We start from the raw sequence: 26,204 nt of genomic DNA, 5'->3' as shown, positions 1-26,204 counted from the left end.
GTCTCGTCCTGTCGCCCATGCCATGGTGGCGACGACAAGAAAAGTATCCGGGAGGACGCCAATGAAAAGTTTCAAGGTCGCCGACTTCAAGGCGCCGCTGCAGGAGTTCGACGAGGCGACGCCGCAGCCGTCCGGCACGCAGGTGCTGATCAAGGTAAAGGCCGCCGGCGTCTGCCATAGCGACCTTCACATCTGGGAAGGCGGCTACGATCTCGGCCACGGCCGCAAGCCGCTCTCGCTGAAGGACCGCGGCATCAATTTGCCGCTGACCATGGGGCACGAGACGGTCGGCGAGGTCCTCGCCTTCGGCCCGAACGTGAAGTCGTCGGACCAGGGCGACGTGAAGATCGGCGATGTCGGGCTGGTCTATCCCTGGATCGGTTGCGGCAAATGCGCGACCTGTCTCGCCGGCGATGAGAACATGTGCCTGACGCCGCGCTCGCTCGGCGTCTACTGCGACGGTGGCTATTCCGACCACATGCTGGTGCCGCATCCGCGCTATTTGCTCAATCTGAGAGGCCTCGATCCCGCGTCGGCCGCACCCTACGCCTGCTCGGGCGTCACGACCTATAGCGCGCTGAAGAAGCTCGAGCAGCACTTCGACACGCCGATCGTGATGTTCGGTGCCGGCGGACTTGGCCTGATGGCACTGTCGCTGCTGAAGGCGATGGGCGGCAAGGGCGCGATCATGGTCGACATCGACGCGAAGAAGCGCGAAGCCGCGGAGCAAGCCGGCGCGCTCGCGACCGTCGATCCCAAGACGCCCGACGCGCTGGAGCAGCTTGCCAAGAAAGCCGGTGGTCCCATCCGCGCCGTGCTCGATCTCGTCGGCAACGCCGCCACCACCCAACTCGGCTTCGACTGCCTGACGAAGGGCGGCAAGCTCGTGCTCGTCGGCCTGTTCGGCGGCGGCGCGACCTGGGCGCTGCCGCTGATTCCGATCAAGGCGGTGACGATCCAGGGCAGCTATGTCGGCAATTTGCGCGAGACGCAGGAGTTGCTCGACCTCGTGCGAGCGAAGAACATAGCGCCGATCCCCGTGACGCGGCAGCCGCTCGCCAAGGCCAACGACGCGCTGGTGCAGCTGCAGCAGGGCGCGGTGGTTGGCCGCACGGTGCTGACGCCGTAGCCTCGGTCTATCCTCCGTCATTGCGAGCGCAGCGAAGCAGTCCAGAATCCCTCCGCGGAACAGTCTGGATTGCTTCGTCGCAAGAGCTCCTCGCAATGACGAGTCTCTCTCTCCTTCATTCGGAAGCCCCATGTCCGCAAATAACGCCTTCCACATTGCCGTGCTCGCCGGTGACGGCATCGGTCCCGAAGTCATGGCGCCGGCCATCGAAGTCCTGCGCAAGATCGAGACGAAATCCGGCCTGAGCTTCCGCTTCACCGAGGCGCCGGCGGGCGCCAATCATTATCTCGCCACCGGCAAGTCGATGCCCGATACCACCATCAAGCTGTGCGAGGAGGCGGACGCGATCCTGCTCGGCGCCTGCGGTCTGCCGTCGGTGCGCTACCCTGACAACACCGAGATCGCGCCGCAGATCGAGCTGCGCTTCATCTTCGATCTCTATGCCGGTGTGCGCCCGGCGCGGCTCATTCCGGGCGTACCGAGCCCGATCGTCGGCGCCGACCAGCGCGGCATCGATCTCGTCGTGATCAGGGAGTCCACCGAAGGCCTGTTCGCCTCGATGGGCAAGGGCGTCGTCACCCATGAGGAGGCGCGCGAGACCATGGTGATCACGCGCAAGACGTCCGAGCGCCTGTTCGAGTTCTCGTTTCGCCTCGCCGAACGGCGCAAGGCGCGCGGCAAGCCCGGCGCGCTCGCCTGCGTCGACAAGGCGAACGTGTTCAAGGCCTTTGCGTTCTTCCGCGGCATCTTCGACGACATCGCCAAGCGTCATCCGGAGGTGAAGACCGACCGGCTCTATGTCGATGCCTGCTCGGCGATGCTGGTGAAGCGTCCCTGGGATTTCGACGTGATGGTGATGGAGAACATGTTCGGCGACATCGTCTCCGACATCACCGCGAGCCTGATCGGCGGCCTCGGCATGGCGCCGTCGGCAGACATCGGCGACAAATACGCCGTGTTCCAGCCGTGCCACGGCACCGCGCCCGACATCATGGGGCAGGGCAAGGCCAATCCCACCGGGATGATCCTGTCGGCCGCGATGATGCTGGACTGGCTCGCCGACAAGCACGGCGTTGAGGGCGCGGCTGAGGCCGGCGAACAAATTGAGCGCGCCGTGGACAAGGTCTATGCCGGCGGCCTGAAGCCGATGGAATTCGGCGGCAGCAACGGCACCGCCGACATCACGAAGGCGGTGCTCGCGGCTTTGTAGGAAGAGAGGCCTCGCGGCCCCTTGCAGTTCACCAGCGACGCCAGTGGCGATGGCCCCAGCCCCACGGACGGCCGCCGTAGAAGCGTCGCGGGCCGCCGTAAAAGCCGTAGGCGCCATAATAGTTCGGACGCCAGAAGCAGCGACCCCAGGGGTTGCAGACCCAGCGCACCTGGTCGACGTCGGCTGCCGGGCCGCTCGCGATACGGTCGGCCTGCGGAATGCCGTTCGGCATCGCTGCGAGCGCCTGTCCTGATGCGAGCGTTGCGCCGCCCAGGGCAGCCAGACCAACAACAGCAAATTTGAGTTTCATCGCAATCTCCCTCGTTTGATGGCGAGAGAACTTCCAGCAAATCAGCTGGTTGCTATGGTGTTGCAGCGGCGTGGGAATTTAATCTTCGTGAATGCATGTTCACGTTGGCGGCCGTCATCGCGAAGAGCCAAGCGACGAAGAGGCAGAGGCACTCTGGATTGTTTTCATTTTGCTCGCTGACGACGGAATCACCGTCCCTGGAACTGCGGCTTGCGCTTCTCCATGAAGGCCTGCCGGCCCTCGCGAAAATCCGCGCTGTCCATGCAGGCCGTGCCGGCCGCCTTGATCGCGTCCATGTCGCGCCCGCTTTCGTCCTTCAACACTTGCGCGATGGTGAGCTTGGCAGCCTTGATCGCGAGCGGCGCATTTTGCGAGATCGTCTCGGCGATGGCCATGGTCTCGCCCCAGAGCTGATCCTCCGGAACCACGCGCTCGACCAACCCGATGCGCAGCGCTTCCGACGCATCGATGCGCATGCCCGTATACATCAGGAGCCGGGCCCAGGACGGGCCAACCAGCGACACCAGGTGCTTCAAGCCGTCATAGCCATAGGCGATGCCGAGCTTCGCCGCGGGAATGCCGAACTGGCTGCCATGGGAGGCAATGCGGATGTCCGCGAGCATCGCCACTTGCATGCCGCCGCCGAGACAAAAGCCCTGGATGCAGGCAATGGTCGGCTTGGGATAATCGGCGAGCAGCGCGCGCTGGGCGGCGCTGCGTTTGCCATATTCCTCGGAAGCGGCGGCGTTATGGCGTGCCTTCTCGAACTGGCTGATGTCGGCGCCCGACACGAACGCCTTGCCGCCGCCGCCGCGCAGGATCACGACGTGCACGGCAGCGTCATCGCGTAAGGCTGTCAGCGCCTCGCCAAATCCCTCCCACATCTCCAGCGACATCGCATTGCGCTTGTCGGGATTGTTGAAGGTGATCACGCCGACGCCACCGGCTATGTGCTTGAGGATCTTGCCGTCGGCGTAAGGAATTTCGGTCGTGCTAGACATGTCGGACATCGCGCTCGCTTTCGTTGGCGAAGCGCAATGTTCGGCCGGGGCGAGGCCAGGGTCAACCGCGGCAACGGAGGTGGCTTTGCAGCCGCCTGTGCCGCGATTGCATGGCGCGATCTATCTCGTCATATGCGCGGTCAGCGGATGGCTGCCGGCATTGCTGAAGAAGGCCGCCTCTTCGGCGGTCGCCTCGAGCAGCTGCTCGTCCTGGTTATAGACGTCGTTGCGGAACTGGACGGTCTGGTCCTTGGTCATCCACGCCGTGAGATAGATCCAGGCCACCGGCACTTTCTTCACCATGGCGATTTCGAGATGCTGGCCGCTGGCGATTTCCGCGTCGATTGCGGCGCGGCTCCATTTCGGCTGGTCCTTCAACAGCCACGCGGCAAGATCGCGCACGTTGTCGACGCGCGAGCAGCCATGGGAATCGAAGCGGTAATCATCGCTGAACAGATTGCGCTGGTTGGTGTCGTGCATGTAGACCGAATAGGAATTGGGCATGTCGATCTTGACCGCGCCGAGCGCGTTGAACGTGCCGTTGTGCTGGCGCACGGTGAAATTCGGTGTATGCGTGCCCGACCAGTCAACCGAATTCGGATCGATCGGATTGTCGTGGGCGTCGAGCACCTCCATGTGCATGCGCGACAGATAGGTAGGATCCTTGCGCATATGCGCGGAGATCTCGGTTTTGGCGATCGAGGAGGGCACCGTCCAGGTCGGATTGAGGACGACGCTGCTGATCTGGGCCGTCAGCGTCGGCGAGGGCTTTTCGGTCTTGCCGACGATCACGCGATAACGCCTTACCACGACGTCGTTCTCGACCGCTTCGGCGAAGGCGCCGGGGATGTTGACCACGACATAGCGCTGGCCGAAGCCGAAATTCATGTTCTCGAGCCGCTGCAGCGAAGCCTCCAGCTGCCGGATGCGCGTCTGCACCGGCACGTTCATCGCCGCGATCGTGCGTGGCGTCATCGTTCCGGTCGGTGCGAGGCCGTGGCGGGCCTGGAAGCGTTTCACGGCGTCGGCGAGATCCTGGTCGAAGGCGCCGCTCGCCCTGTCGGCGGCAAGATCGCCGGAGACGATCAGCCGCTTGCGCAGGAGATCGTCGTTGGCGCCCTGGGCGCCGGGCGCGAATTTGGCGTCTACCGGGATGGCCGGCCAGCCGCCGCGCACGGCCAGATCGGAATAGCTCAGCGCCGCATCCTTGATGCGCTGGGCGGATCCTTCGTCATAGGTCGGCTCATGCGTCAGCGCGAGCGCCGCGGCCGAGCGGCTCTCTGCCGTCGAAGCGGACGCCGGCGCGGCGGTTTTCGGGGCGGCTGCGTGGGCCGGATTGGCGGCGGCCGGCACGGTGCCAGCCGTAGTCGCCGGCTTAGGCCCGGCCTGCCCAATGGTCTCGGTCTGCGCAAGCGCGGAGGCGCTCGCAAGCATGCCAACGGCAATGATCATCGCATGGCGTTTCGACATGTGTCCCATATTCCCCATGAGAGCGAGGCCCGGACGGGCGATCGCGTCGGAAATTCCGGTGGTCGTGCTGATTCGAGAAATCGGCGAGAGGCTAGCGCCTCCCGGTTGCGGCTCCCTTAAGCACGGCGCATCACGAGCCCCGCACGTCGGACGGCGGTCTCTGGATTGGGTCGCGACAGGGCCGGAATCGGTTCGCGAAAACCGCCGGCGACGGCGGGAAAAATGGTCAACAAAAAGGGGCGGTCATGCCGCCCCGAGAAGTCTGCGCGAGCGCGCGGGCCGGATAGATCTCGTCCGGGTCTCGTCCAATCCAGCCGCGTCCCCGTGACGCGGCGGATTGAACATCGGGCGGAAAGGCGCGAACGCCGATCGGCTCAGGCTTCGTTCGCCGCGATCGATTCCATCAGAGAGACGAGCTGACGCTGCACCGTCTGGTCCTTGATCTTGCTGTAGGCGCGCAGCAGGCGGAGGCTGAAGGCCGAGTCCAGGAAGAGCAGGCTCTCGACTTCGCGCGCCTTGTTGTCGCCGTCATAGAAGAAGGTCACCGGCACATCGAGGGCGGTGGCGATCTGCTGGAGCCGGGCCGCGCCGACGCGATTGACGCCCTTCTCGTACTTCTGGACCTGCTGGAAACTGACGCCGAGCTTCTCGCCGAGCTCCGCCTGCGAGACCTTCATCTCGACGCGCCGCAGACGGATTCGCTTGCCCAACTCAATGTCCGGCTTGCCGGCACTGCGCTGCTTCATTCTCTTCGCCGCTGTCTTCATCTTTTTTCTCATCGGTCTTCGGTTGAAAACCCCCCGAAGAGGTGGGTCAGGGGTTCGCCCATATACTCGTCCTTGAATTCATGCGGGTGCACGAACTCTTCCTTAAACCACGGGAAACGCGCCGGATTGAAGGCTTCGATCAGCCAGTCAATCATGTGCCGCACTCGCGGAATCCGGCCGCTACCAGGATGGTAGGACAACCAGATATCCAGCGATCTGTTCAGCTCGACCTCCAGTGGAATCAACTTCCCGCCAAGCGCAACGGCGTAGCTCGGGAATACGCCAATTCCGGCACCATTCGCGACCGCCCAGTAATTGGCGCTTGAGACGTTGGTCTTCATGACCAGAAGGTCACGCTCCGGAACGCCGGGGAAGAAGCTCTCGAAAGTTTGCTTGGCGTCGAGCTGGTCGGCGAACTGCAGCACCAGGCGGTGCTTGATCAACTCCATCGCCGAACGCGGCGCGCCATGTTTTGAAATGTATTTCTCGGAGGCCCAGAACATCAGATGCATGCGGCCGAGGCGCACCAGCTTGACGTCGAGCGCGGAGGGCCGCGACAGGTGAATGGCGACATCGGCCTCATGGCGAGAGACATCGGCCGAGCGCATCGCGCAGTGCAGGTCGACCAGGATCTTCGGAAAGGCCTGCTGGAATTCGACCAGTCGCGGGGCGAGCCAGAATGTGCCCAGTCCCTCGGTGACGGCGACGCGGACCTCGCCGGACAGGGCGTTCGCCGTCGAATCGCTGGTGCGCAGCACGTCGAACGCGGCCGCCTCCATTTGCTCGACGGCGGAGACCACCAGCGCGCCTTCGTCGGTCAGATGAGTGCCGTGGACGTCGCGGGTGAACAGGGTGGTGCCGGTCTGGCGTTCGAAATCATCGATCCGGCGGCGGACGGCATTGATCGACAGCGACAGGCGCTCGGCCGCCGAACGGAAACTTCCGCATCGGACGACTTCCAGGAAAATGCGCGCCGCATCCCAGTCCGACAGGCCGCTGATGTTTGTCTTTGGGCGTTCCTGCAGTGGAACGCCCCTTTCCGCCAAGGAGTGCATACAAGTCCCTTCGGGTCGCTAAACTGGCAGAATCTGGCGCAAACCACAACCACTGCGGGTTGGGGAACGACGAGTTTTGAACGTCATCCTTACTACGCCGCAGGTGGTATTCCGGTGCTGCCAGGGCTGGGAACAAGGGCTGGGAATCGGGCAAGCCATCGCCCGTATGAGGGGTGTGGCGTGAGTTCCGTTGTGAGCCGTGACATGGCTGCGGGATCGTCGGCGCTGTCCGCGATGAACGTCCATGGGCGAGACCCGGCGCCGCGTTCCGCGATGGATCAATTGCAGCACGCCAGGCGTTTTACGACTGAGCGTTTCGACGACGGTCGGCGGGGCGACGCGATACGCGCGGGAACCGCGGTTTCAAGGCAGAAACACACTGAAATCCTGTTCGGGGGCGCAGCGGCCTCGTGTTATCCTCAACGCTCCATGGGGGCCAAAAGGGTCGTCACAACCACGTCTCACAGGCCGAATTAGCGGAAAGAACGCCGTGTCGCATTCAGACGAACAGTTGCAGTCGGTGCTGGAAACGCTCGAAGAGTGCCGCAGGGTGCTCAACGAGAGCAACAGCCGCGAGTCGGCCGAGCTGCTGTCCATTGTCATCCTGGACGTGCGGATGAAACTCAAAGGAATTGACAGTGCCGATCTCAAGGCACTGTGCGACGAAATGCTGCGGACGGCCACGAACGAACCGCAGCCCCCCTCCAAGCAGACGCAGGACCAGCCCCGGCGTCCGCTGCTCCGCGTGGTGAAGTAGCCGCGCCGCCGAGTTTCGCTTTTTGGCGAGATTTGTGCGTGTCCCGATGCCGCATCTGTGATCACAGACGGCATCGGGAGGAGCCCTGGTTTTGTGCGCCTCTGTTGCGCATTCGCTGGCATCGGCTACACCAGAGCCGGTTCGGCTCCGGGCCGCGCGCATTCCCCGCGCGCCGCACCGGGGCCTGAGATGGCTCCGACTGCATCATGCAAAACGTTTCGATCCCGGCGGCGCTGATTGCCGGCCTCGTCAGCTTCCTCTCCCCTTGCGTCCTGCCGCTGGTTCCGCCCTACCTGATCTATCTGACGGGCGCGACGATCGAGCATGTCGAAAGCAACGAGCCCGCTTCGACCTCCAAGCGCGCCATCATGATGTCGGCGCTCCTGTTCGTGCTCGGCTTCTCCACGGTGTTCGTGGCGCTCGGCGCCAGCGCCTCTCTGATCGGCGGACTGATCCGCGCCTGGTCGGCCGAACTCTCGATCCTCGCCGGCATCGTTATCATCGTCATGGGCCTGCACTTCCTCGGCCTGACGCGCATCGGCCTGTTGATGCGCGAGGGACGCTTGACCGCGCCCAAGCCCGTTGGCCTCTGGGGCGCTTATGTGATGGGGCTGGCCTTTGCCTTTGGCTGGACGCCCTGCATCGGCCCGATCCTCGCCGCGATCCTCTCGGTCGCCGCGGCCGAAGCCACGGTGACGAAGGGTGCCGGCCTGCTCGCGGTCTATTCGGCCGGCCTCGGCATTCCCTTCCTGATCGCGGCCCTGATGATCGAGCAATTTTCCACCCTGTTCGCGCGCATGAAGGGCCATCTCGTCAATGTCGAGCGCGCCATGGGCGTCCTGATGGTGATTACCGGCATTGGATTCCTCACCGGCGCGGTCTCGAACGTGAGCATCTGGCTGCTGGAGACGTTTCCGGCGTTGCAGACGATCGGCTAGGCCTCCGCCGCAAAGCGCGCCAGCGCCTCGCGGTCGATCTCGATGCCGAGGCCAGGCCCCTCGGGCACCCGCACGACGCCTCTCTCATGCTCGATCGGTTCCTTCAAAATCGCCTGCCGGATCGGATGTTCGGTGCGGTCGAATTCAAGCATCGGCTCGAGCGAGGACAGCGAAGTCGGCGTGTGCGACGGCAGCACGGCGAGGAGCTGAAGCGAGGCCGCGATCGCGATGCCGGTGCCCCAGACATGCGGATTGTAGCGGATGCCGAACGCCTCGCTCATGTCGGCGATCTTCTTGCATTCACTCAAACCACCTGCCGCGCAGCTGTCGGGCTGGGCGATGTCAAGTGCGTGCGAGACGAACAGCTCGCGAAAGCCGAAGCGCGTGAATTCGCACTCGCCGCCGGCGACCGGAATCGTGAGCGCGGATTTCACCGCGCGATAGCCCGCGACATCCTCCGGCGGCACCGGCTCCTCGAACCATCCGATGTCATGGCGCTCGATCAGGCGGCCGAGCCGGATCGCCGCGACCGCGTCATAGGCGTGGTTCGCATCGACCATCAGCGCGACATCGGCGCCGATCGCCTCGCGCACCGCGCGGGTGACTGCGGCATCCTCGGCGATGCCGAAACCGACCTTCAGCTTCACGGCGCGGAATCCTTCGGCGGCATAACCGGCCGCTTCCTCCGGCAGATAGGTCAGCGGATCGCCTGACTTGCGCCGGTAGAGACCGGTCGCATAGGCCACAACCTGCTTGCGCGCGGCACCGCCGAGAAGCTGATGCACGGGTACGCCAAAATGCTTGCCCTTGATGTCCCATAACGCGATGTCGATGCCGCTCATCCCCTGGATCACGACGCCCTTCTGGCCATGATCGCGCAAGCGCGCATAGACCATCTGCCACAGCACGTCGGTGCGCAACGGATCTTCGCCGATCAGCCATGGCTCGATGTTGCGAACCACCGCCGCCGTCATTCGTGCCGGGCCGTAGCATTCACCCCAGCCGACAAGGCCGTCGTCAGTCTCGATTTCGACCAGCATCGCGGTGCGCGTGTCGTACCAGGCGCGCGAATAGGCGAAGGGCTGCGACAGCTTTGCTTCGAGGATGTGCGTGCGAACGCTTGTGATCTTCATTGCCGGCCTCCGTTCATCGCGCCTCATCCAGCGCGCAAATCACCGTGCAGACCACGCCGCGCGGCAGGAAGTCGACCGTTGCCTCGCCGCCGAGCTGGTCGCGCGCGCTGCGTTCGATCAGGCGTGAGCCGAAGCCGCGTTGCACCGGCGCCGTCACCGGCGGTCCGCCGATCTCGGTCCAGATCAGGCGGAGCCGCGGCTTCGGCGCCTCGGCAACGACCTCCCACTCCAGCGTCACCCGGCCGGTCTCATTGGACAGCGCGCCGTACTTTGCAGCGTTGGTGGCGATCTCGTGCACGATCATCGACAGCACCACGGCGAGCCGCGGCGACAGCGGCACTGCGGGTCCGGCCATGCGGATGCGCTCTGGATTGTTCAGCAGGAACGGCTGGAGCGCGCGGGTGATCACGTCCCGCAGCTCGGAGCCCGCCCATTTTTCCTGGCTCAACAAATTGTGCGCTTCGGCCAGCGCGCCGAGCCGCCCCTCGAACTTCGTCCGCTCGTCCCGGCTGGCGCTGCGGAAGGTCTGCACCGCGATCGCCTGCATCAAGGCGAGCGTGTTCTTGACGCGATGGTTGAGCTCGTCGATCAGGAGATCGTGCAGCATCTCGCCGCGCGCGATCGTGGTCGCCATCCTGACCGCGAAGGTCAGGCCGGTCAGCAGCAGGATGCCGCCGATAAAACTGGTGATCGCGATGTTGCGCCAGAGCGGAGCGATCAGCGAGCTCTCGGCGACGCCGGCCACGATGGTCCAGCCAGTGAGCCGCGACCTCGTATAGACGGTGGACAACGCAACACCATCGAGCGAAACGGTCGAGAGTGCGGCCTCCGGTGTGCGCAATATACTCTCATACAGCGTGCCGGTAGCCCGTTTGCCGAACGTCTCCGTAGGGTTCGGCGTGCGCGCGAACACGAAAGCCTTGGTGTCGAGCAAGGAAACCGTCCAGTTCTGGTCGGGCCGTTGCTTCTCGACCAGGTCCTGAAAGGTGCTGACCGGCGGACTGAAGCAGAGGTCGTAGATCACCTCGCCATCGCGGAGCACCGGAACCTCGACCGTAAGCACCTGTCGGCCGTTGATCGCGCCGGTGAACAGGTCGGAATATTGCGGCGACCTGGTCGCAAACACCTTCTCGATGATCTCGAGATGACCGCGCGGCGGCAGGCTTGCGGTGTCCTCGGTCGCGGAGGAAAACAACAGCCGGCCTTTGCGATCGGAGATCAGCACCAGGCCGCCCTTGCCATATTGGTCGACGAAGCCGAGGGCCATGCGGCGGAAGCTCTGGAAGTCGTCATTGCGCAGCGAATTGGTCAGCGCAAGCACTTGCAGGCCGCCGGTCATCCGCTGCACCTCGGAGTCCAGCACGAGGCGCATGCTGCGCACGTTCTCCAGCACGCGGCGGGTCGCGTCGTTGCGGTCCTGCTTGTAATTGTAGACGGCAATACCGACCGCGAAGACGATCAGCGGCAACATCGTTCCCGTGACCAGAAGAGCGAGCCGGACCGGCAAAGTGAGCTTTGACAAACGCGGGCGTCCCGGTTCCAGCGCAAGGGAGCGCCGGATTTATGATTTTGGGAGACCATAGGGGCGGGATTTGCGCCGCGCCATAATTTTCGCGTCCGGACGAGCCGCCCAGAAGATTTTGCATCGCAGTCGGCGGCTGTGCCTCAGCTCATGCTGATTGCGGTTAGTAGCAGGCACATGGCGTACACGGCCGCCAGGCTGAGCCCGGCGATCCGGGCCTCTCGATGCGATCTCATAACGTCAACTCCCAGAGAGGGAGGCCGCCTTCAAGGCGGCCCCCTTACACCTGGATCAATCAATTTCCTGAACGACCGTACGCGAGCCGGGATCGACGAGCATCACGCGATCGCCGGAGTAGACGTAGCGATACTTCGTGAGGGACGGGCCCCAGTCGGCCGGAACGGCCTCGAGCTCGACGTCGCTCGGCACCTTCGCGCCGACGATAATCTTCTCCTTCGTCGTGACCGGGCGAATGCGATGCTCGGTGACGTAGGATTTGATCCTGGTCCGGTATTGCGGCTCGATCTGAACGGCCGCCGCGTGACCGGTTCCGGTCGTCGTTACGACGGTCGATTGCGCGAAAGCACCGGTCGAAATCAGGACCGCGGCGGCGGAAAGCAGGAACAACTTCTTCATCTCGTTCTCCTCATTCGAATATGCGCCGCAACAACCCCTCATCGCCGACAGCGTTCCCGGCTCTGGGAACCAATTACCATTTTTTCCCGTTTGTAGATGACCGGGCTGAACGGCTCGGGTTCTGGAGGAGGACGACCAATGAAGTTGAAGATAGTAACTGCAGCACTGATGCTTGCCGCGTTTTCCCTGCCGGCGTTCGCTGCCGACGAGTTCTATGTCGTGCAGGACGTCAAGACCAAGAAGTGCACGATCGTCGACAAGAGGCCGACGGACACGTCCATGACCGTCGTCAGCCCGTCGGGCACGATCTACAAGTCGCGCACCGAGGCTGAAAGCGGCATGAAGACCGTCAAGGTCTGCACGTCGAACTGAGGAGGATGACAAATGCCAGTTCTGATTCTCTGGGCCGTTCCTGCCGTGCTGGTGATCGGCGGCGGCATCTATCTGATCGGCCATTTGCATTAAAGCACAGTGGAAGGCGAGCGGATCTGTGCGTGCAGCGCACAGGTCCGCAAGCCTGTCTCCCCTCAGCCTGCCACGCGTCGCCAGGAGCGCAAGTTGCAGTGCAACAGTTCGCGCGAAGAGTGGCCCTGCGACGAAGAGGACCTCCCGCGCACGCGAAATGACTTCCGTCCCGCCGACGTTTTCCATACGCTTCCCTCTCGCAAGCCGCATACCGGCTGCGCTCACGGCCCGGCGACAGGGCCGGAGCATCAAAGGGAGGGGAGACGATGAAGCGAAGATCATTTCTCGCTGGGATCGGTGCGACCACTGCGGCGGCCGCGATTGGCATGCCGTCAATCGTCAGGGCACAGTCGCCGATCACGCTGAACGGCGCGGTCCAGTTCAACGACGACCACGCCTTTAACCGGGCCCTGCTCCGGTTCGAAGAGCTGGTGAAGAAGTATTACGGCAAGCCAGTCAACTTCACGCTGCACAGGAATTCCTCGCTTGGCCTCGAAAAGCAGTATTTCGAGTACATGTCGCAGGGCAAAGCCGTCGATTACGGCATCGTCTCGCCGGCTCACATGTCGACCTTCGCCAAGGCGGCTCCGTTCATCGACGCGCCCTTCGTGTTCAAGGGCATCGAACACATGAACAAGGTCGTCGAAGCCAATATCCTGGCGCCGATCGCTGACGAAGTCGCGGCCAAGGCCGAGGTCGTTCTGATCGGCTATTCCGGCGGTGGCATCCGCAATATCTTCGCCAACAAGCCGCTCAAGACTCTTGCCGACCTTAGGGGACTCAAGGTGCGCGTGCAGGGCGCGCCGATCTGGTCCAAGACCTTTGCGGCCGTGGGCATGAGCCCGACGGTGATCGCCTATAACGAAATCTACAACGCGATCCAGAACGGCGTGATAGCGGCCGGGGAGAACGAGGCGGCCGGCGTCGAGGCGATGAAGTTCTACGAAGTGGCTCCGCATCTCAACCTGACCCAGCACGCCGTGTCGATCCGGCCGATCTGCTTCTCGGTGAAGACGCTGAAAACCCTGCCGAAGGATTTGCAGGACGCGATCATGAAGGCCGGCAAGGAGGCCGGCGACTACGGCCGTCAGCTGGAGTCGAGCGAAGAGGTCGTCAAGCTCGACACGCTGGAAAAGGCTGGCAAGCTCAAGCGGGTCCCGTTCGAGGAGCGGGACGCCATGAAAAAGCTCGCCGATCCCGTGATGGCCACCTACGCCAAGGAAATCGGCGCGGAAGGCATTTTCGAGAAGATCAACGTCGTCTGAGAACTGTCGCCGCCCACGCGACAGCGGGGCAAGCCAGACGGCTTGCCCCATTGCGTGATTATGATCCCCCGGAGTCGTAATGACCGAAATATCGATGCCGCCGAACCCGTCGCCATGGCGCCGAGCAACGGCGGCCTATGCAAAACTGCTGGAAATCCTGCTCGCCGCCTCTGTCGGCCTTCTGGTCATTCCAGTCACGTTGCAGATCATCTCGCGCTACACGCCTTTGATTCCGTCCTACATCTGGACCGAGGAGATGGCGCGGTTCATGTTCATCTGGACGATCATGATCGGCGCCATGGTCGGCATCAGAGAGTCGCAGCATTTTGAAGTCGACGTCTGGCCTGACCTGTCACGCCGAAGCGAAGCCTTGGTGCGGATTCTTGCGCGGCTCGGCGTGCTGGTGCTGGCGCTGGTGTTCGTATCCGCCGGCATCGAGTTCACCCGCTTTGCCTGGAACAGAACTTCGGAGCTGGCCGATCTGCCGCTTTGGCTGATCCACGTCGCCTGGCCGGTTGCCGGCGTGACCTGGATCGTGTTCGCCGGTGAACAGATTGTCGACGAGATCCGGATTCTGGTTGGGGCAAATCAATGAGCGGCAATGTTCTTTCTGCCGGGCAGGCCGCGATGGTCCTGTTCGGTACTTTCGTTGGCCTGCTCATCATACGCGTGCCGGTCGCCTTCGCGCTTGGTCTGGCCTGCGTGCCGATCCTGCTGATCGAACCGCATCTGTCGCTGATGACGCTCGCGCAGGAAACCTTCAACGCCTACAATTCGTTCATCCTGCTGGCGGTGCCGTTCTTCCTGCTCACCGCCAATTTGATGAGCATTGGCGGCATCACCGATCGCCTGGTGGCGTTGTCGCGCTCGATGGTCGGGCACTGGCCGGGGTCGCTGGCGCAGATCAACGTCGTGCTGTCGGTGTTCTTTGCCGGCATCTCCGGCTCCTCCACCGCGGACGCGGCGAGCCAGTCCAAGATATTCATCGATGCCCAGACCAAAGAGGGTTACGACCTCTCGTTCTCCATCGCCATTACAGCGGTGTCGGCCGTGCTCGCCGTCATCATCCCGCCCTCGATCCTGATGATCGTGTGGGGCGGACTGATCTCGACTTCGATCGCCGCGATGTATCTCGCGGGCATCGTGCCGGGCTTGCTGATCGCCGGCGCGCAGATGGCAACAGTGCATGTCTATGCCGTGCGGCGTGGTTATCCGACCTATCCGAAGGACACCTGGAGGGAGATGTGCTGCGCCATCTGGCGCTCGATACCGGCGCTGCTGACGCCGTTCATCATCGTCGGCGGCATCCTGCTGGGGTGGTTCACCGCGACCGAATCCGCCTGCGTCGCGGTGCTTTATTCCGTGGCGCTATCGACATTCTTTTACCGTGAAACCGGCGCGCGCGAACTCTACAAGGCTTTGCTCGACACCGGCCGTCTCGCGGGTGTCGCGCTGTTCTGCGTGGGCACCGCCAGCGCGTTCGGCTGGCTGCTGGCCTACTACAGGATTCCGCAGGAATTGCTGGCCAACGTCTCGACCTGGGGCATGGGTGCGATCGGGGCCGGCTTCTTCATCGCGTTCTGCTTTCTGGTGGTGGGCTGCTTCCTCGACGCCATTCCGGCGATCATCATCGTCGGCACCGTTCTCGAACCGCTGGCGAAATCGGTGGACCTTCATCCGGTGCAGTTTGCGATCATATCGATCGTCTCGCTGGCCTTCGGGCTGGTGACGCCGCCCTATGGCCTGTGCCTGATGATCGCCTGCTCGATCGCCGGGGTGCGGTTGCGCTATGCGCTCAAGGACACGGTGATCATGCTGATTCCGATGCTGCTCGTGCTGGCGGCGGTCATCATCTGGCCGAGCGTTTCGCTGTTCCTGCCGCGCCTGATCGTGCCGGAGATGTTGAAATGAACGGGGCTTGATCCCGCGGTTCTGATGCCGCGGGATCGGTGATTTTGTCTAGAGATTGCTCTCGGTGATCGCGGCGTAGACCATGCTGCGCAGCTCGCGCCGGAGCGGGTAGGCGCTGGATGGCAGCACCTGCGTCATGAAGATGGTGATCAGCTCCTCCGCCGGGTCGATCCAGAACGACGTCGTGGCCGCGCCGCCCCAATTGTATTCACCGGGGCTGCCGGCGACCAGTGTCTCGGCCGGGCGCATGGTCACGGCGAAGCCGAGGCCGAAACCGATGCCGTTGTAGGTCGCTTCGGAGAACAGCGAGCGCGACACCTCGGGGAGAAAGCGCCCGCCGGGAATGTGGTTGGTCGTCATCAATGCCAGCGTCTTCGGCCCGATCAGCCTGACGCCGCCGAGCTCGCCGCCATTGAGCAGCGCACGGCAGAAGGTGAGATAGTCGGCCGTCGTCGAGCACAGCCCGCCGCCGCCCGAGATGAAGGACGGCGGTGACAGGAACGAGCTCTTGGTTGGATCGTCCTGTAATGTCAGTCCCTCGCGCCGCTGGCCGGCATGGAAGGTCATGCCGCCGCCCGGGTCGGCCGAGTAACAGGCGGCGAACCGGTGGGCCTTGGAAGCAGGCACGTGGAAATCAGTGTCGGTCATGCCGAGTGGATCGAGGATGCGTTGTTTCAGGAACTGCTCGAAGGGGATCCCGGAGATCTTGCCGACGAGGTAACCGATCACGTCGGTCGAAACCGAGTAGTTCCAGGCCTCGCCCGGCGAGAACTCCAGCGGGATTTTCGCGAGGCTCTCGATCATGGTCTGCAGCGTGCCTGATTTCTCGACCTCGCCGATCTTTTCAGCGCGGTAGGCGGCATCGACATTCGAGCGCTGCTGGAAGCCATAGGTGAGGCCGGAGGTGTGGCGCAGGAGGTCGACGATCAGCATCGGCCGCGACGGCGGCCGGGTCAGGAAGGACGGCGCGGTGCCGGCGACGAACACGCCGAGATCCTTCCATTCCGGAATGTACTTGGCGACCGGCTCATCGATCGCGACGAGGCCTTGCTCGACCAGCATCATGAAGGCGACGCTGGTGAGCGGCTTGGTCATGGAATAGATGCGGTAGATGGTGTCGTCCTTGACCGGCGCCTTGCGCTCGATATCGGCAAAGCCCTGCAGAGAGCTGTGGGCGACCTTGCCACGGCGATAGACCAGGAGATGCGTGCCCGGGAAGCGACCGGCATCGATGTACCGGCTCTTCAGATGCGCATCGATACGGTCGAGCGCGGACTTGGACATACCGACGGATTCGGGCGAGGCGGGGGTAGGGGCGAGCATCAGTTCCTCCGGGGCATTTTATCGGAAAGGTGATAGCCGAAATGGCGACCTCTTTCCAAGCCGGCTGCGCTTAACGCAGCCGGCCCGACTGGTGTAGGCTGCGCCCTGGAACGCCTCCAAGGAGCCCACCCGGGCCAACGAAAAAACCAGGGCAAACGCACCATGACCCAGTTCAACGAGACCGAACTCACTGAAGCCGTCGTCCGGAGCTTTGACCAGACACCCGACCCGCGCGCGAAATTCCTGCTCCAGGAATTGGTGAAGTCGCTGCACGATTACGTGAGCAAGACCGGCCTCACCTTTGAGGAGTGGGAATACGCCATCGATTTCCTGACCCGCACCGGCCAGAAATGCACGGACACCCGGCAGGAATTCATCCTCCTGTCCGACGTGCTCGGCGTCTCCATGTTGGTCGACGCGGTCAACCATCGCGAGCGCGAGGGCGCTACCCAGACCACCGTGCTCGGGCCGTTCTATGTCGGCGAGCACAAGGTGACGGCGCACGGCACCGACATCTCTCCGAACAATCAGACCGGCGAACGGATGTTCGTGCAGAGCCGTGTCACCGATCTCAAGGGCAAGCCGCTCGCGAATGTCCCCGTTGACGTCTGGCACGCCGACGATGACGGCTTCTACGACTCGCAGAAGCCGAACTATGATGAGGTCGGCGCCTCGGCGCGGGCGCGCTTCATCACCGATAGCGATGGCCGCTTTTTCTTCCGCACCATCCTGCCTTGCAGCTACCCGATCCCGACTGACGGCCCGGTCGGCGAGATGATCGTGCAGACCAACCGCCACCCGATGCGCCCGGCGCATGTGCACTTCCTGGTCAATGCCAAGGGCTACGAGCCGCTGATCACCCACGTCTTTATGGACGGCGACAAATATCTGGATTCCGACGTGGTGTTCGGCGTGAAGGACGACCTCGTCGCCAAGGTCGAGCCGCGCAGCGACCCGGAGATGCCCGACGGCTCCAGGGCAAGCGGGCAGTGGCACCTGATGACCTACGAATTCCACCTCAAGCCCGGCGGCGGCATGGCGCCCAAGCCGCTGGGGATGAAGGCGGAGGAGCCGGCCTGACCGTCAGGCGCGAGAGCACGCGCCGCCCTCTCATCTCCCGATAAAGGCCGCCAGCTCGTCAGGCGTCCCCATCGGAAAGGCTTCTTTCATGAAGTCGAGGAAGGCGGATACGCGCGCACTCAGGAGCCGGCGTGATGGATAAAGCGTCCACAGCGCGATCTCCGGTCCCTCGATATCGCCCCAAAGCACCAGCGTGCCCGCAGCGAGGTCGTGACTGACCAGTGACACTGGCAGGCGCGTAGCGCCGACGCCGGCCCGGACCGCATCGCGGACCATGATGAGCGACGACAGGCGGAGGACTGGATCAATCGCAATGCGCGATTGTCCGCCTGGCGTTGTCACGTCCCAGCTTGTTAGCTGATCGCCCGCGCCGCGCATGACGGCCGGCACGGCGATTCCGTCCCGCGGTCGTTCGAGGTCAGGGCTCGCCACCACCACCAGCCGATCGCGCAAGAAGATTCGTCCGACCAGGTTTTCATCCGGATCGGGATTGACCCGGATCACCAGATCATACCCTTCCTCCACCATGTCGACGGAGCGATCTTCCGTCGTGACCTCAAGACGGATCTCCGGATATCTGAGCGCGAACCCGGCCGCGAGATTTCCCATTGCAGTCTGCGAGAACAGCATAGGCGCGCTGATCCGCAAGCTGCCGCGCGGCCTGTCTCCACCCGAGGCGATCGCTGTCGCCGTCTCGTCGAGCTCGGTGAGCAAGGCCCCCGTCCGCTCGTAAAGGGCGCGTCCTTCCTGCGTGAGTTTCAGGGTGCGCGCTCCCCGTTCGAACAGGCGCAGGTCGAGCGCGGCTTCCAGCTCCGCGACCCGCCGGGACAGGGTGGCTTTCGGGCGTCCGGCGGCGCGTGCGGCCCGGCCGAACCCGCCGTGCCGGGCAACGAGATTGAAATCGGCGAGTGCGAGCAGGTCCATTGTTCCACCAGTGAGACAGTCTGTCCAGATATAGCGGCTATCGGTCCGAATGTGGATCAGTAATTTCCGGGATGTCTTCTGACCCCAACCCCGGAGTGATCCCCATGACCATCCTCGTTACCGGCGCAACCGGCACCGTCGGCCGCCATGTCGTCGAACAGCTCGTCAAGCGCGGCGCCGATGTCCGCGCTCTTGCGCGCGATCCTGCCAAGGCAAACCTCCCGGCAGGCGTCACCGTCGTGCAGGGCGATCTGCTCGACGTCGACTCGATCCGCAGCGCATTCAAGGGCGTCTCGACCCTGTTCCTGCTCAATGCAGTGGTGCCGGATGAATTCACCCAGGCACTGATCGCGCTCAACCTGGCCCGCGAGGCTGGCGTCGAGCGGGTCGTCTACCTCTCGGTGATCCACAGCGATCGCTACGTGAACGTCCCGCACTTTGCCGGCAAGTTCGGCGTCGAGCGGATGATCGAGCAGATGGGCTTCAACGCCACCATCCTGCGCCCGGCGTACTTCATGAACAACGACGTCACGATCAAGGACGTGGTGACCGGATACGGCATCTATCCGATGCCGATCGGGAGCAGGGGGCTCGCCATGATCGATGCGCGCGACATCGGCGAGATCGCGGCCATCGAGCTCGTCCGTCGTGAGCGCGCCGCAACACCGCTTCCGCTCACGCGCATCAATCTCGTCGGTCCTGATACGCTCACCGGCGCGAAAGCCGCCGCCGTCTGGTCGGAGGTGCTGGGCCGCACGATCGCCTATCCCGGTGACGATACCGCCGGCTTCGAGAAGAATCTCCGGCAGTTCATGCCGAGCTGGATGGCTTTCGACATGCGGCTGATGAGCGAGCGTTTCCTCACCGAGGGAATGATCCCGGAAGCCGGCGACGTCGAGCGTCTGACCGCGCTGTTGGGCCGTCCGCTGCGATCCTATCGCGACTTCGTCTCCGAGATCGCGGCCACTGCCTGACGGCAGGGGCGCATTCCCAATCACGACACGAGGAATCCTATCATGATCTCTTCAACCGCCACCGTTCCGGCGGATCCGGAAGGCGCAACGAAGATATTGCTGCTTGGAGCGACTGGTGCCACCGGTCGCCTGATCGTCAACCAGGCGGTGGCGCGAGGGCACGACGTCACCGTGCTGGTGCGCTCCGCCGGCAAGGCAAGTGACATCAGGGGGGCGAAGCTCATCGTCGGAGATGCACGCGATGAAGCAGCCCTGCGCGAAGCCCTCAAAGGCCGTGACGCCGTGGTCAGTGCGCTGGGTACACCGGTAAGTCCGTTCCGCGAGGTGACGCTGCTCTCGACCGCGACGCGCGCGCTCGTGAGCGCGATGAAGGCCGAGCAGGTCTCGCGGCTGGTTTGCATCACGGGGATGGGCGCCGGCGACAGTGCCGGGCACGGCGGCTTTGTCGCCGACAACGTGATCTTTCCGCTTCTCCTGAAGAAGGTGTACGCCGACAAGAACCGGCAGGAGGCGATCGTCAGAGACAGCGGGCTGGACTGGATTTTGGTTCGCCCCTCGATCCTCAATAACAAGCCCGGCCGCGGCTCGGTCCGGGCGCTGACGGATCTTTCGGGCTTCCATGGTGGCAGCATCGCGCGCGAGGACGTTGCGACATTCGTGCTGGATCAAGTGCGCGCCGATACCTGGCTGCATCGGTCTCCGCTGATCACGTGGTGACGCTTTGCGTGGCTAAACCCCTGATCAGCGCGCGTGCAACATCGCAAGCAGGACCACGACGACGCAGGCGAGCGCCGCCGTGGTCAATTTCCAGAACATCAGCGGGCTGCGCTCCAAAAGCGGCGTGATCCGCGTGTCGAGATAGGCCGGATTGGGCGTGCGAAGCTCGAAGACGAATTCGGACAGATCCTCGTGCCGCTTGTAGGGATCCGGATGGAGCGCACGTCTGAGCGCGCCGTCGACCCAGGCAGGCACGTTGCTGTTGTCGTCGGCCGGGCGATATTTGAGCCTCCGCACGTCCGCCTTGCGCCGGATCCTGGCGATTTGCGTGCCATAGGGAAGCTTTCCCGTCAGCATCTGGTAGCAGATCACGGCCAGCGAAAACATGTCGGAGCGCGGCGAACCGACTTGCCCAAGAAAATATTCCGGCGCCGTGTACTGGACCGTTCCCAAAATTTCGTCGGCCTCGTCCTGTGGCGCTGCCTCCGCGACGCCTGCCACCTTCACCGATCCGAAGTCGATGATCTTCGCGGTGCCGGTCTTGTCGATCAGGATGTTGTCGGGCCTCAAGTCCTGATGCAGCATCTCCATGCGGTGGAAGGCGCGCAGGCCCGCGGCGATCTGCTCGACCAGTCCGCGGACGGTTTCGAGATCGGGGCGCGGATTGTCTGTCATCCATTGCCGCAAGGTCTGACCTTCGACGAATTCGGTCGCGACATAGAGATAGCCACGCCGTTTCGACTGCGACAACGGCTTCAGCACATGCGGGCTGTCGATCCGGCGCGCGATCCACTCTTCCATCAGGAAGCGCTTCAGGTAGGCGGCATTGTCGCGCAGATCGATCGACGGAAGCTTCAGCGCGACCGGCTCCTCGGTCACCGCGTCGACAGCAAGGTAAATATGGCTGCGGCTGCTGGCGTGGATTTCGCGGACGATCCTGTAGCCGTCGAAGATCGCCCGCGGCTCCGGCAGCGGGGGAAGCGGCAGCTGGGAGGTCTGGTTGAAGATGCCGGCCGGCTCGCGCTGCGGCACTGCATCGATGCGGAGGATCTGGACCGTGATGTTGTCGTCGCTGCCGCGCCGGTAGGCTTCCTCGACGATCGCCTTCGCCGCTCCGTCGAGCTCGGCTGCATGCTCGCTGAGCGCGTTCGTGATGAAACGCGCGTCGACGAATTCATAGGCGCCGTCGGTCGCCAGCAGGAAGGTGTCGCCAGTCTCGATCTCGAAACTCTGGTAGTCGATTTCGAGTTGCGGATTGATGCCGAGCGCACGGCCGAGATAGGTCTGCTCCGAGGACACAATGATCCGGTGATCGTCGGTCAGCTGCTCGAGCGCCTTGCCCGCCACGCGGTAGACGCGACAGTCGCCGACGTGGAAGATGTGCGCGGTGGTCGCCTTGATGACCATGGCGCTCAGCGTGCAGACATAACCCTTGTCGCGGTCATAGGCATATTGGCTCTTGCGCGTCTGCGCGTGCAGCCAGGAATTGGTCGCATCCAGCACGCGGCGGGCGGAGGTCTTCACCGTCCAGGATTCCGACGTGCAGTAATAGTCCATCAGGAAGCTCTTGACCGCCGACTCGCTGGCGATCTGGCTCACCGTGCTGCTGGAGATGCCGTCGGCGAGGACGGCCGCAATGCCCTTCAGGCTGAGCATCGGCTCGTCCGGGACGAGGACGCCGTGAAAATCCTGGTTGATGGGCTTGCGACCCTTGTCGGAATGCTGGCCGACCGAGATCTGAAGTCCGCGGGTCATCGTCATCACCGGCAAAGGGGAGCCTCACCCTGATCGGGCGAGGCTCTCCTGTCGAGACGTTGTTTGCTCAGGCCGCGACGCGGGGCGACGAGGCCTTGCCCGCCTGGCGCTTCGGCTGGGTCAAGACGTGCGTGGCGTAGAGGGTCATGCCGGTGAAGGCGAGGCCGCCGACGAGATTGCCGAGCACGGTCGGGATCTCGTTCCAGATCAGATAGTCCATGATCGAGAATTTCGCGTGCAGCATCAGGCCGGAGGGGAACAGGAACATGTTCACGACGGAATGCTCGAACACCATGTAGAAGAACACCAGGATCGGCATCCACATCGCGATGACTTTGCCGGGGACCGAGGTGGAGATCATGGCGCCGACGACGCCGGTCGAGACCATCCAGTTGCAGAGCATTCCGCGGATGAACAGCGTCGCCATGCCGGCCGCGCCGTGCGCGGCGTAGCCGAGCGTGCGGCCTTCGCCGATATTGCCGATCGCCGTGCCGACCTTGTCCGGATCCTGCGTGAAGCCGAAAGTCGTGACGAAGGCCATCATGAAGGCCACCGTCAGGGCGCCTGCGAAATTGCCGACGAAGACGAGGCCCCAGTTCCGCAGCACGCCGCCGAAGGTGACGCCCGGGCGCTTGTCGATCAGGGCGAGCGGGGAGAGCACAAACACACCGGTCAGGAGGTCGAAGCCCAGCAGATAGAGCATGACGAAGCCGACCGGGAACAGCAGCGCGCCGATCAGCGGCTGCCCCGTGTTCACGTTGATCGTGACGGCGAACCATGCCGCGAGCGCCAGGATAGCGCCGGCCATGTAGGCCCGGATGATGGTATCCCGGGTGGACATGAAGACTTTGGACTCGCCCGCATCCACCATCTTGGTGACGAATTCCGAAGGCGCGAGATACGACATCAATGGTTCCTTTGCTTCCTGGTGAGATCGACACACTCTGCGTGAGCGCGACTGAACATCATTGGCCGTGCGGGCTGGTTGCCGCGCGTAAGCCGGAGAGATTTGGAAGCTCTGGGAATCGCGTCACGAGGATGAAGCCGGGAGGGCCGCGAAGCAGGTGAGCTTCCGTGCTGCAGCCGCCTGAGGCTGCAGCATTGCGGTCGAGCCGCAGTCTTCGTTGACGCGAACTCAAATGCAAATTGCGTGCCGTGCGCCTGGCCTATAAGAACCCAGCGATATCAAGAAGATACGACTTTTCCTGACCCGGCTTTTGCGGGCCGAGTGGCCTGTTGCTTAAGCGGCTGCACAAGACTTGTGCGCCGCACAAATGTTGGGCAGGTCGCAAATTTCACGAGCGGAGAAGACCTGCGACAGACTGGCGCGGCGTACATAAGCTATTGATATCGATTTGTTTTCGGCTGCCTCACGCTTGGCATGAAGCTTGAATAGTTCCACGCCGACGCCATTGAAGCCGTCCCGCGAGACTTCTCATCCGAATTGCCGACGCCACCAGACGGGGGTCTCCCCGTCGCGCGTTCGCATGCGCTGCTTCAGGCGTCGCCGGACGGACGGGCTGCTCGTGTGCACTGACACAATCATTCTGCAACGACGCAAAGGACGATACCGCCTATGACCAAGCGCACCCGCCGGCCGTCGGACACTGGCCTCAGCCGCCGTCAATTGTTGAAGGCCGCCGGCTCGACCGCCGCACTCCTGGCCGCCGTGAAGCTGAATTTCCCAGCGGGCGCTTTCGCGCAGGACGCCGGTCCGGAGGTCAAGGGCGCAAAGCTTGGCTTCATCGCGCTGAGCGATGCCGGTCCCTTGTTCGTCGCCAAGGACAAGGGCCTGTTCGCCAAATACGGCATGCCCGACACCGACGTGCAGAAGCAGGCCTCCTGGGGCACCACGCGGGACAATCTCGTGCTCGGCTCGGAAGGCAACGGCATCGACGGTGCGCATATCCTGACCCCGATGCCGTATCTGATCTCGGCCGGCAAGGTGACGCAGAACAACCAGCCGACGCCGATGTACATCCTGGCGCGGCTCAATCTCGACAGCCAGTGCATCTCCGTCGCCAGTGAATATGCCGACCTGAAGCTCGGCGTCGATGCGTCCACCTTCAAGGCGGCCCTGGAGAAGAAGAAGGCTTCCGGCAAGCCCGTGAAGGCGGCGATGACCTTCCCCGGCGGCACGCACGACCTCTGGCTCCGCTATTGGCTTGCCGCCGGCGGCATCGATCCGGACAAGGACATCGAGACCATCGTGGTGCCGCCTGCGCAGATGGTGGCCAACATGAAGGTCGGCACGATGGACTGCTTCTGCGTCGGCGAGCCCTGGAATCTGCAGCTGATCCACCAGAACATCGGCTATACCGCGATCACGACCGGCGAGCTCTGGAACAAGCACCCGGAAAAATCCTTCGGCATGCGCGCCGCCTTCGTCGATAAATACCCGAAGGCCGCGAAGGCGCTGCTGATGGCGGTGATGGAAGCGCAGCAGTGGTCGGACAAGGCCGAGAACAAGGCCGAGCTTGCTGCCATCATGGGGAAGCGGCAGTGGATGAACTGCCCTGTCGAAGACGTACTCGACCGCACCGCCGGCAAGTTCGACTACGGCCTTCCCGGCAAGGTGGTCGAGAATTCGCCGCACATCATGAAGTATTGGCGCGACTTCGCCTCTTATCCGTTCCAGAGCCACGACCTCTGGTTCCTCACCGAGGACATTCGCTGGGGCAAATACGAGGCGAATTTCGACACCAAGGCGCTGATTGCCAAGGTCAACCGCGAAGACATGTGGCGCGACGCGGCCAAGACGCTCGGCATCGCAAGCGCCGAGATCCCGACCTCCACCTCGCGCGGCAAGGAGACCTTCTTCGACGGCAAGGTGTTCGATCCGGAAAATCCGGCTGCCTATCTGAAGTCGCTCGCGATCAAGCGCGTCGAAGTCTGATGGAGCCAGCGGCCGCCTCCGGGCGGCCGCATCGCCTTTTGCAGCCGGAGAAATATTGCGATGAACATGCCCGCCACCAAGATCGAGGTTGAGACCGCGAAGCCCGCGAGCGCTGCCGCGCCGGTCGTCGCGATGACACCGAAGCGGCCGCCGCGTTCGGAGACTTACGCGCGGATGGCGCGGGAGACCGCCGTGCGCGTCATCCCGCCGCTGGTCGTGATCGCGCTCTTGCTTCTGGTGTGGGAGCTGGTCTGCCGCCGCGCCGGCTCGGCACTGCCGCCGCCGTCGAAGGTGTTCAAGGACACGAAGGAGCTGATCCTCGATCCGTTCTTCGATCACGGCGGCATCGATAAGGGGCTGTTCTGGCACCTCTCCGCTAGCCTCCAACGCGTCGCCTTCGGCTATTCGCTCTCGGCGATTGCCGGCATCGCGCTCGGCGTGCTGGTCGGGCAATCGGTCTGGGCGATGCGTGGGCTCGATCCGCTGTTCCAGGTCTTGCGCACGATCCCGCCGCTGGCCTGGCTGCCGCTGTCGCTCGCCGCGTTCCGCGACGGCCAGCCCTCGGCGATCTTCGTCATCTTCATCACCTCGATCTGGCCGATCATCATCAACACCGCGGTCGGCATCCGCAACATCCCGCAGGATTATCGCAACGTCGCCGCGGTGGTGCAGCTTAACCCGCTCGAATTCTTCGCCAAGATCATGATTCCGGCCGCCGCGCCCTATATCTTCACGGGGCTTCGCATCGGCATCGGTTTGTCCTGGCTCGCGATCGTCGCCGCGGAAATGCTGATCGGCGGCGTCGGCATCGGCTTCTTCATCTGGGACGCCTGGAACTCCTCGCATATCAGCGAAATCATCCTGGCGCTGTTCTATGTCGGCATCATCGGCTTCGTGCTCGACCGCCTGATCGCGGGTGCCGGCAAGATCGTCACCCGCGGCACCGCGCTGAACTGAAGGGGAAGC

At 63.5% G+C, this 26,204-nt stretch carries 25 protein-coding genes; 13 read left to right on the top strand and 12 right to left on the bottom strand.

Going from position 1 to position 26,204, the window contains the following annotated elements; genetic code table 11:
* Window positions 1-61 precede the first annotated feature (61 nt).
* Together BRA1253DRAFT_RS11035 and BRA1253DRAFT_RS11030 are read left to right on the top strand one after the other, a co-directional pair.
* Window positions 62-1,129, top strand: coding sequence for an alcohol dehydrogenase (locus BRA1253DRAFT_RS11035; protein ID WP_007593991.1), 1,068 nt, complete (start codon window positions 62-64; stop codon window positions 1,127-1,129).
* A 130-nt stretch (window positions 1,130-1,259) separates the two neighbouring features.
* Window positions 1,260-2,339 (top strand): isocitrate/isopropylmalate dehydrogenase family protein, encoded by a 1,080-nt coding sequence (locus BRA1253DRAFT_RS11030; RefSeq protein ID WP_007593989.1) that lies wholly within the window; start codon window positions 1,260-1,262, stop codon window positions 2,337-2,339.
* 28 nt (window positions 2,340-2,367) lie between these two features.
* Here the strand turns inward: BRA1253DRAFT_RS11030 and BRA1253DRAFT_RS11025 are convergent, their stop codons facing one another.
* From BRA1253DRAFT_RS11025 to BRA1253DRAFT_RS11005, 5 genes are all read right to left on the bottom strand, one after another.
* Window positions 2,368-2,649 carry a hypothetical protein gene (locus tag BRA1253DRAFT_RS11025; RefSeq protein WP_007593987.1) on the bottom strand — a complete coding sequence of 94 codons (282 nt, stop codon included), beginning with the start codon at window positions 2,647-2,649 and terminating at the stop codon, window positions 2,368-2,370.
* A gap of 188 nt (window positions 2,650-2,837) precedes the next feature.
* Window positions 2,838-3,659, bottom strand: coding sequence for an enoyl-CoA hydratase (locus BRA1253DRAFT_RS11020; RefSeq protein WP_007593985.1), 822 nt, complete (start codon window positions 3,657-3,659; stop codon window positions 2,838-2,840).
* A 111-nt stretch (window positions 3,660-3,770) separates the two neighbouring features.
* The gene (locus BRA1253DRAFT_RS11015; RefSeq protein ID WP_007593984.1) at window positions 3,771-5,120 is read right to left on the bottom strand and encodes a murein L,D-transpeptidase; all 1,350 of its coding nucleotides are present in this window, start codon (window positions 5,118-5,120) and stop codon (window positions 3,771-3,773) included.
* Window positions 5,121-5,494: 374 nt separating this feature from the next.
* Window positions 5,495-5,866, bottom strand: a complete 372-nt coding sequence (locus tag BRA1253DRAFT_RS11010; RefSeq protein WP_026233304.1) for a helix-turn-helix domain-containing protein — start codon at window positions 5,864-5,866, stop codon at window positions 5,495-5,497.
* A gap of 29 nt (window positions 5,867-5,895) precedes the next feature.
* Window positions 5,896-6,942: a LysR family transcriptional regulator gene (locus tag BRA1253DRAFT_RS11005; RefSeq protein WP_007593980.1), complete on the bottom strand. Its 1,047-nt coding sequence runs from the start codon at window positions 6,940-6,942 to the stop codon at window positions 5,896-5,898.
* A 490-nt stretch (window positions 6,943-7,432) separates the two neighbouring features.
* Between BRA1253DRAFT_RS11005 and BRA1253DRAFT_RS11000 the strand changes: the two genes are divergently transcribed.
* Window positions 7,433-7,699, top strand: coding sequence for a hypothetical protein (locus BRA1253DRAFT_RS11000; RefSeq protein ID WP_007593979.1), 267 nt, complete (start codon window positions 7,433-7,435; stop codon window positions 7,697-7,699).
* Between the two features lie 206 nt (window positions 7,700-7,905).
* Window positions 7,906-8,637, top strand: a complete 732-nt coding sequence (locus BRA1253DRAFT_RS10995) for a cytochrome c biogenesis CcdA family protein (RefSeq protein ID WP_007593977.1) — start codon at window positions 7,906-7,908, stop codon at window positions 8,635-8,637.
* On the opposite strand, the gene BRA1253DRAFT_RS10990 is transcribed toward BRA1253DRAFT_RS10995, so the two are convergent.
* From BRA1253DRAFT_RS10990 to BRA1253DRAFT_RS10980, 3 genes are all read right to left on the bottom strand, one after another.
* Window positions 8,634-9,770 (bottom strand): mandelate racemase/muconate lactonizing enzyme family protein, encoded by a 1,137-nt coding sequence (locus BRA1253DRAFT_RS10990; RefSeq protein WP_007593975.1) that lies wholly within the window; start codon window positions 9,768-9,770, stop codon window positions 8,634-8,636. The two genes, BRA1253DRAFT_RS10995 and BRA1253DRAFT_RS10990, sit on opposite strands and share 4 nt — an antisense overlap.
* Window positions 9,771-9,783: 13 nt before the next feature.
* Window positions 9,784-11,241, bottom strand: coding sequence for a sensor histidine kinase (locus tag BRA1253DRAFT_RS10985; protein ID WP_007593972.1), 1,458 nt, complete (start codon window positions 11,239-11,241; stop codon window positions 9,784-9,786).
* Between the two features lie 342 nt (window positions 11,242-11,583).
* A complete protein-coding gene (locus tag BRA1253DRAFT_RS10980) occupies window positions 11,584-11,928 on the bottom strand; it encodes a DUF1236 domain-containing protein (RefSeq protein ID WP_007593970.1) in 345 nt (114 codons plus the stop codon).
* A gap of 138 nt (window positions 11,929-12,066) precedes the next feature.
* Between BRA1253DRAFT_RS10980 and BRA1253DRAFT_RS10975 the strand changes: the two genes are divergently transcribed.
* The 4 genes from BRA1253DRAFT_RS10975 to BRA1253DRAFT_RS10960 all read left to right on the top strand — a co-directional run bounded on the left by BRA1253DRAFT_RS10975 (window position 12,067) and on the right by BRA1253DRAFT_RS10960 (window position 15,569).
* On the top strand, window positions 12,067-12,300 hold the full coding sequence (locus tag BRA1253DRAFT_RS10975; protein WP_007593968.1) for a hypothetical protein: 234 nt from the start codon (window positions 12,067-12,069) through the stop codon (window positions 12,298-12,300).
* Between the two features lie 359 nt (window positions 12,301-12,659).
* Window positions 12,660-13,658 (top strand): TRAP transporter substrate-binding protein, encoded by a 999-nt coding sequence (locus BRA1253DRAFT_RS10970; RefSeq protein ID WP_007593966.1) that lies wholly within the window; start codon window positions 12,660-12,662, stop codon window positions 13,656-13,658.
* 79 nt (window positions 13,659-13,737) lie between these two features.
* Window positions 13,738-14,253, top strand: a complete 516-nt coding sequence (locus BRA1253DRAFT_RS10965; RefSeq protein ID WP_007593965.1) for a TRAP transporter small permease — start codon at window positions 13,738-13,740, stop codon at window positions 14,251-14,253.
* Complete coding sequence (locus tag BRA1253DRAFT_RS10960; RefSeq protein WP_007593964.1) at window positions 14,250-15,569, top strand: TRAP transporter large permease; 1,320 nt, start codon at window positions 14,250-14,252, stop codon at window positions 15,567-15,569. The genes BRA1253DRAFT_RS10965 and BRA1253DRAFT_RS10960 overlap by 4 nt, the downstream gene beginning before the upstream one ends.
* A 48-nt stretch (window positions 15,570-15,617) precedes the next feature.
* Here the strand turns inward: BRA1253DRAFT_RS10960 and BRA1253DRAFT_RS10955 are convergent, their stop codons facing one another.
* Entirely contained in the window at window positions 15,618-16,892 is a 1,275-nt protein-coding gene (locus BRA1253DRAFT_RS10955) for a serine hydrolase (protein ID WP_007593963.1), read from the bottom strand.
* A 162-nt stretch (window positions 16,893-17,054) separates the two neighbouring features.
* Here BRA1253DRAFT_RS10955 and BRA1253DRAFT_RS10950 point away from each other — a divergent pair, with 162 nt between their 5' ends.
* A complete protein-coding gene (locus BRA1253DRAFT_RS10950; RefSeq protein ID WP_007593962.1) occupies window positions 17,055-17,972 on the top strand; it encodes an intradiol ring-cleavage dioxygenase in 918 nt (305 codons plus the stop codon).
* Between the two features lie 30 nt (window positions 17,973-18,002).
* Here the strand turns inward: BRA1253DRAFT_RS10950 and BRA1253DRAFT_RS10945 are convergent, their stop codons facing one another.
* Window positions 18,003-18,896, bottom strand: coding sequence for a LysR family transcriptional regulator (locus BRA1253DRAFT_RS10945; RefSeq protein WP_007593961.1), 894 nt, complete (start codon window positions 18,894-18,896; stop codon window positions 18,003-18,005).
* Between the two features lie 104 nt (window positions 18,897-19,000).
* Here BRA1253DRAFT_RS10945 and BRA1253DRAFT_RS10940 point away from each other — a divergent pair, with 104 nt between their 5' ends.
* The gene (locus BRA1253DRAFT_RS10940) at window positions 19,001-19,870 is read left to right on the top strand and encodes an SDR family oxidoreductase (protein WP_007593960.1); all 870 of its coding nucleotides are present in this window, start codon (window positions 19,001-19,003) and stop codon (window positions 19,868-19,870) included.
* A 42-nt stretch (window positions 19,871-19,912) separates the two neighbouring features.
* Window positions 19,913-20,587 (top strand): NAD(P)-dependent oxidoreductase, encoded by a 675-nt coding sequence (locus BRA1253DRAFT_RS10935; RefSeq protein WP_007593959.1) that lies wholly within the window; start codon window positions 19,913-19,915, stop codon window positions 20,585-20,587.
* 24 nt (window positions 20,588-20,611) lie between these two features.
* Here the strand turns inward: BRA1253DRAFT_RS10935 and BRA1253DRAFT_RS10930 are convergent, their stop codons facing one another.
* Both BRA1253DRAFT_RS10930 and BRA1253DRAFT_RS10925 read right to left on the bottom strand, forming a co-directional pair.
* Entirely contained in the window at window positions 20,612-22,348 is a 1,737-nt protein-coding gene (locus BRA1253DRAFT_RS10930; RefSeq protein ID WP_035993136.1) for a bifunctional protein-serine/threonine kinase/phosphatase, read from the bottom strand.
* Between the two features lie 61 nt (window positions 22,349-22,409).
* A complete protein-coding gene (locus BRA1253DRAFT_RS10925) occupies window positions 22,410-23,249 on the bottom strand; it encodes a formate/nitrite transporter family protein (RefSeq protein ID WP_007593957.1) in 840 nt (279 codons plus the stop codon).
* A gap of 669 nt (window positions 23,250-23,918) precedes the next feature.
* On the opposite strand from BRA1253DRAFT_RS10925, the gene BRA1253DRAFT_RS10920 reads away from it, so the two are divergent.
* Together BRA1253DRAFT_RS10920 and ntrB are read left to right on the top strand one after the other, a co-directional pair.
* Window positions 23,919-25,238: a CmpA/NrtA family ABC transporter substrate-binding protein gene (locus BRA1253DRAFT_RS10920; RefSeq protein WP_007593955.1), complete on the top strand. Its 1,320-nt coding sequence runs from the start codon at window positions 23,919-23,921 to the stop codon at window positions 25,236-25,238.
* 60 nt (window positions 25,239-25,298) lie between these two features.
* A complete protein-coding gene (gene ntrB, locus BRA1253DRAFT_RS10915) occupies window positions 25,299-26,195 on the top strand; it encodes a nitrate ABC transporter permease (RefSeq protein WP_007593954.1) in 897 nt (298 codons plus the stop codon).
* The last annotated feature ends 9 nt before the right edge of the window (window positions 26,196-26,204 follow it).

The sequence above is a fragment of the Bradyrhizobium sp. WSM1253 genome (assembly GCF_000244935.1).
Lineage (GTDB): Bacteria > Pseudomonadota > Alphaproteobacteria > Rhizobiales > Xanthobacteraceae > Bradyrhizobium > Bradyrhizobium canariense.
The sequence above is the reverse complement of the archived record's forward strand: the minus strand, read 5'-3'. Positions and strand labels throughout refer to the sequence as shown.

What these genes read in the sequence shown, in the direction of transcription:
- BRA1253DRAFT_RS10980 (WP_007593970.1), bottom strand. Translation starts at nt 11,928, where the DNA reads ATGAAGAAGTTGTTCCTGCTTTCCGCCGCCGCGGTCCTGATTTCGACC.
- BRA1253DRAFT_RS10985 (WP_007593972.1), bottom strand. Translation starts at nt 11,241, where the DNA reads ATGTTGCCGCTGATCGTCTTCGCGGTCGGTATTGCCGTCTACAATTAC.
- BRA1253DRAFT_RS10950 (WP_007593962.1), top strand. Translation starts at nt 17,055, where the DNA reads ATGACCCAGTTCAACGAGACCGAACTCACTGAAGCCGTCGTCCGGAGC.
- ntrB (WP_007593954.1), top strand. Translation starts at nt 25,299, where the DNA reads ATGAACATGCCCGCCACCAAGATCGAGGTTGAGACCGCGAAGCCCGCG.
- BRA1253DRAFT_RS10965 (WP_007593965.1), top strand. Translation starts at nt 13,738, where the DNA reads ATGACCGAAATATCGATGCCGCCGAACCCGTCGCCATGGCGCCGAGCA.
- BRA1253DRAFT_RS11020 (WP_007593985.1), bottom strand. Translation starts at nt 3,659, where the DNA reads ATGTCCGACATGTCTAGCACGACCGAAATTCCTTACGCCGACGGCAAG.
- BRA1253DRAFT_RS10930 (WP_035993136.1), bottom strand. Translation starts at nt 22,348, where the DNA reads ATGACGATGACCCGCGGACTTCAGATCTCGGTCGGCCAGCATTCCGAC.
- BRA1253DRAFT_RS10970 (WP_007593966.1), top strand. Translation starts at nt 12,660, where the DNA reads ATGAAGCGAAGATCATTTCTCGCTGGGATCGGTGCGACCACTGCGGCG.
- BRA1253DRAFT_RS11030 (WP_007593989.1), top strand. Translation starts at nt 1,260, where the DNA reads ATGTCCGCAAATAACGCCTTCCACATTGCCGTGCTCGCCGGTGACGGC.
- BRA1253DRAFT_RS10955 (WP_007593963.1), bottom strand. Translation starts at nt 16,892, where the DNA reads ATGCTCGCCCCTACCCCCGCCTCGCCCGAATCCGTCGGTATGTCCAAG.
- BRA1253DRAFT_RS10925 (WP_007593957.1), bottom strand. Translation starts at nt 23,249, where the DNA reads ATGTCGTATCTCGCGCCTTCGGAATTCGTCACCAAGATGGTGGATGCG.
- BRA1253DRAFT_RS11025 (WP_007593987.1), bottom strand. Translation starts at nt 2,649, where the DNA reads ATGAAACTCAAATTTGCTGTTGTTGGTCTGGCTGCCCTGGGCGGCGCA.
- BRA1253DRAFT_RS11015 (WP_007593984.1), bottom strand. Translation starts at nt 5,120, where the DNA reads ATGTCGAAACGCCATGCGATGATCATTGCCGTTGGCATGCTTGCGAGC.
- BRA1253DRAFT_RS10940 (WP_007593960.1), top strand. Translation starts at nt 19,001, where the DNA reads ATGACCATCCTCGTTACCGGCGCAACCGGCACCGTCGGCCGCCATGTC.
- BRA1253DRAFT_RS10960 (WP_007593964.1), top strand. Translation starts at nt 14,250, where the DNA reads ATGAGCGGCAATGTTCTTTCTGCCGGGCAGGCCGCGATGGTCCTGTTC.
- BRA1253DRAFT_RS10920 (WP_007593955.1), top strand. Translation starts at nt 23,919, where the DNA reads ATGACCAAGCGCACCCGCCGGCCGTCGGACACTGGCCTCAGCCGCCGT.
- BRA1253DRAFT_RS11005 (WP_007593980.1), bottom strand. Translation starts at nt 6,942, where the DNA reads ATGCACTCCTTGGCGGAAAGGGGCGTTCCACTGCAGGAACGCCCAAAG.
- BRA1253DRAFT_RS10975 (WP_007593968.1), top strand. Translation starts at nt 12,067, where the DNA reads ATGAAGTTGAAGATAGTAACTGCAGCACTGATGCTTGCCGCGTTTTCC.
- BRA1253DRAFT_RS11035 (WP_007593991.1), top strand. Translation starts at nt 62, where the DNA reads ATGAAAAGTTTCAAGGTCGCCGACTTCAAGGCGCCGCTGCAGGAGTTC.
- BRA1253DRAFT_RS11010 (WP_026233304.1), bottom strand. Translation starts at nt 5,866, where the DNA reads ATGAAGCAGCGCAGTGCCGGCAAGCCGGACATTGAGTTGGGCAAGCGA.
- BRA1253DRAFT_RS10945 (WP_007593961.1), bottom strand. Translation starts at nt 18,896, where the DNA reads ATGGACCTGCTCGCACTCGCCGATTTCAATCTCGTTGCCCGGCACGGC.
- BRA1253DRAFT_RS10990 (WP_007593975.1), bottom strand. Translation starts at nt 9,770, where the DNA reads ATGAAGATCACAAGCGTTCGCACGCACATCCTCGAAGCAAAGCTGTCG.
- BRA1253DRAFT_RS10995 (WP_007593977.1), top strand. Translation starts at nt 7,906, where the DNA reads ATGCAAAACGTTTCGATCCCGGCGGCGCTGATTGCCGGCCTCGTCAGC.
- BRA1253DRAFT_RS10935 (WP_007593959.1), top strand. Translation starts at nt 19,913, where the DNA reads ATGATCTCTTCAACCGCCACCGTTCCGGCGGATCCGGAAGGCGCAACG.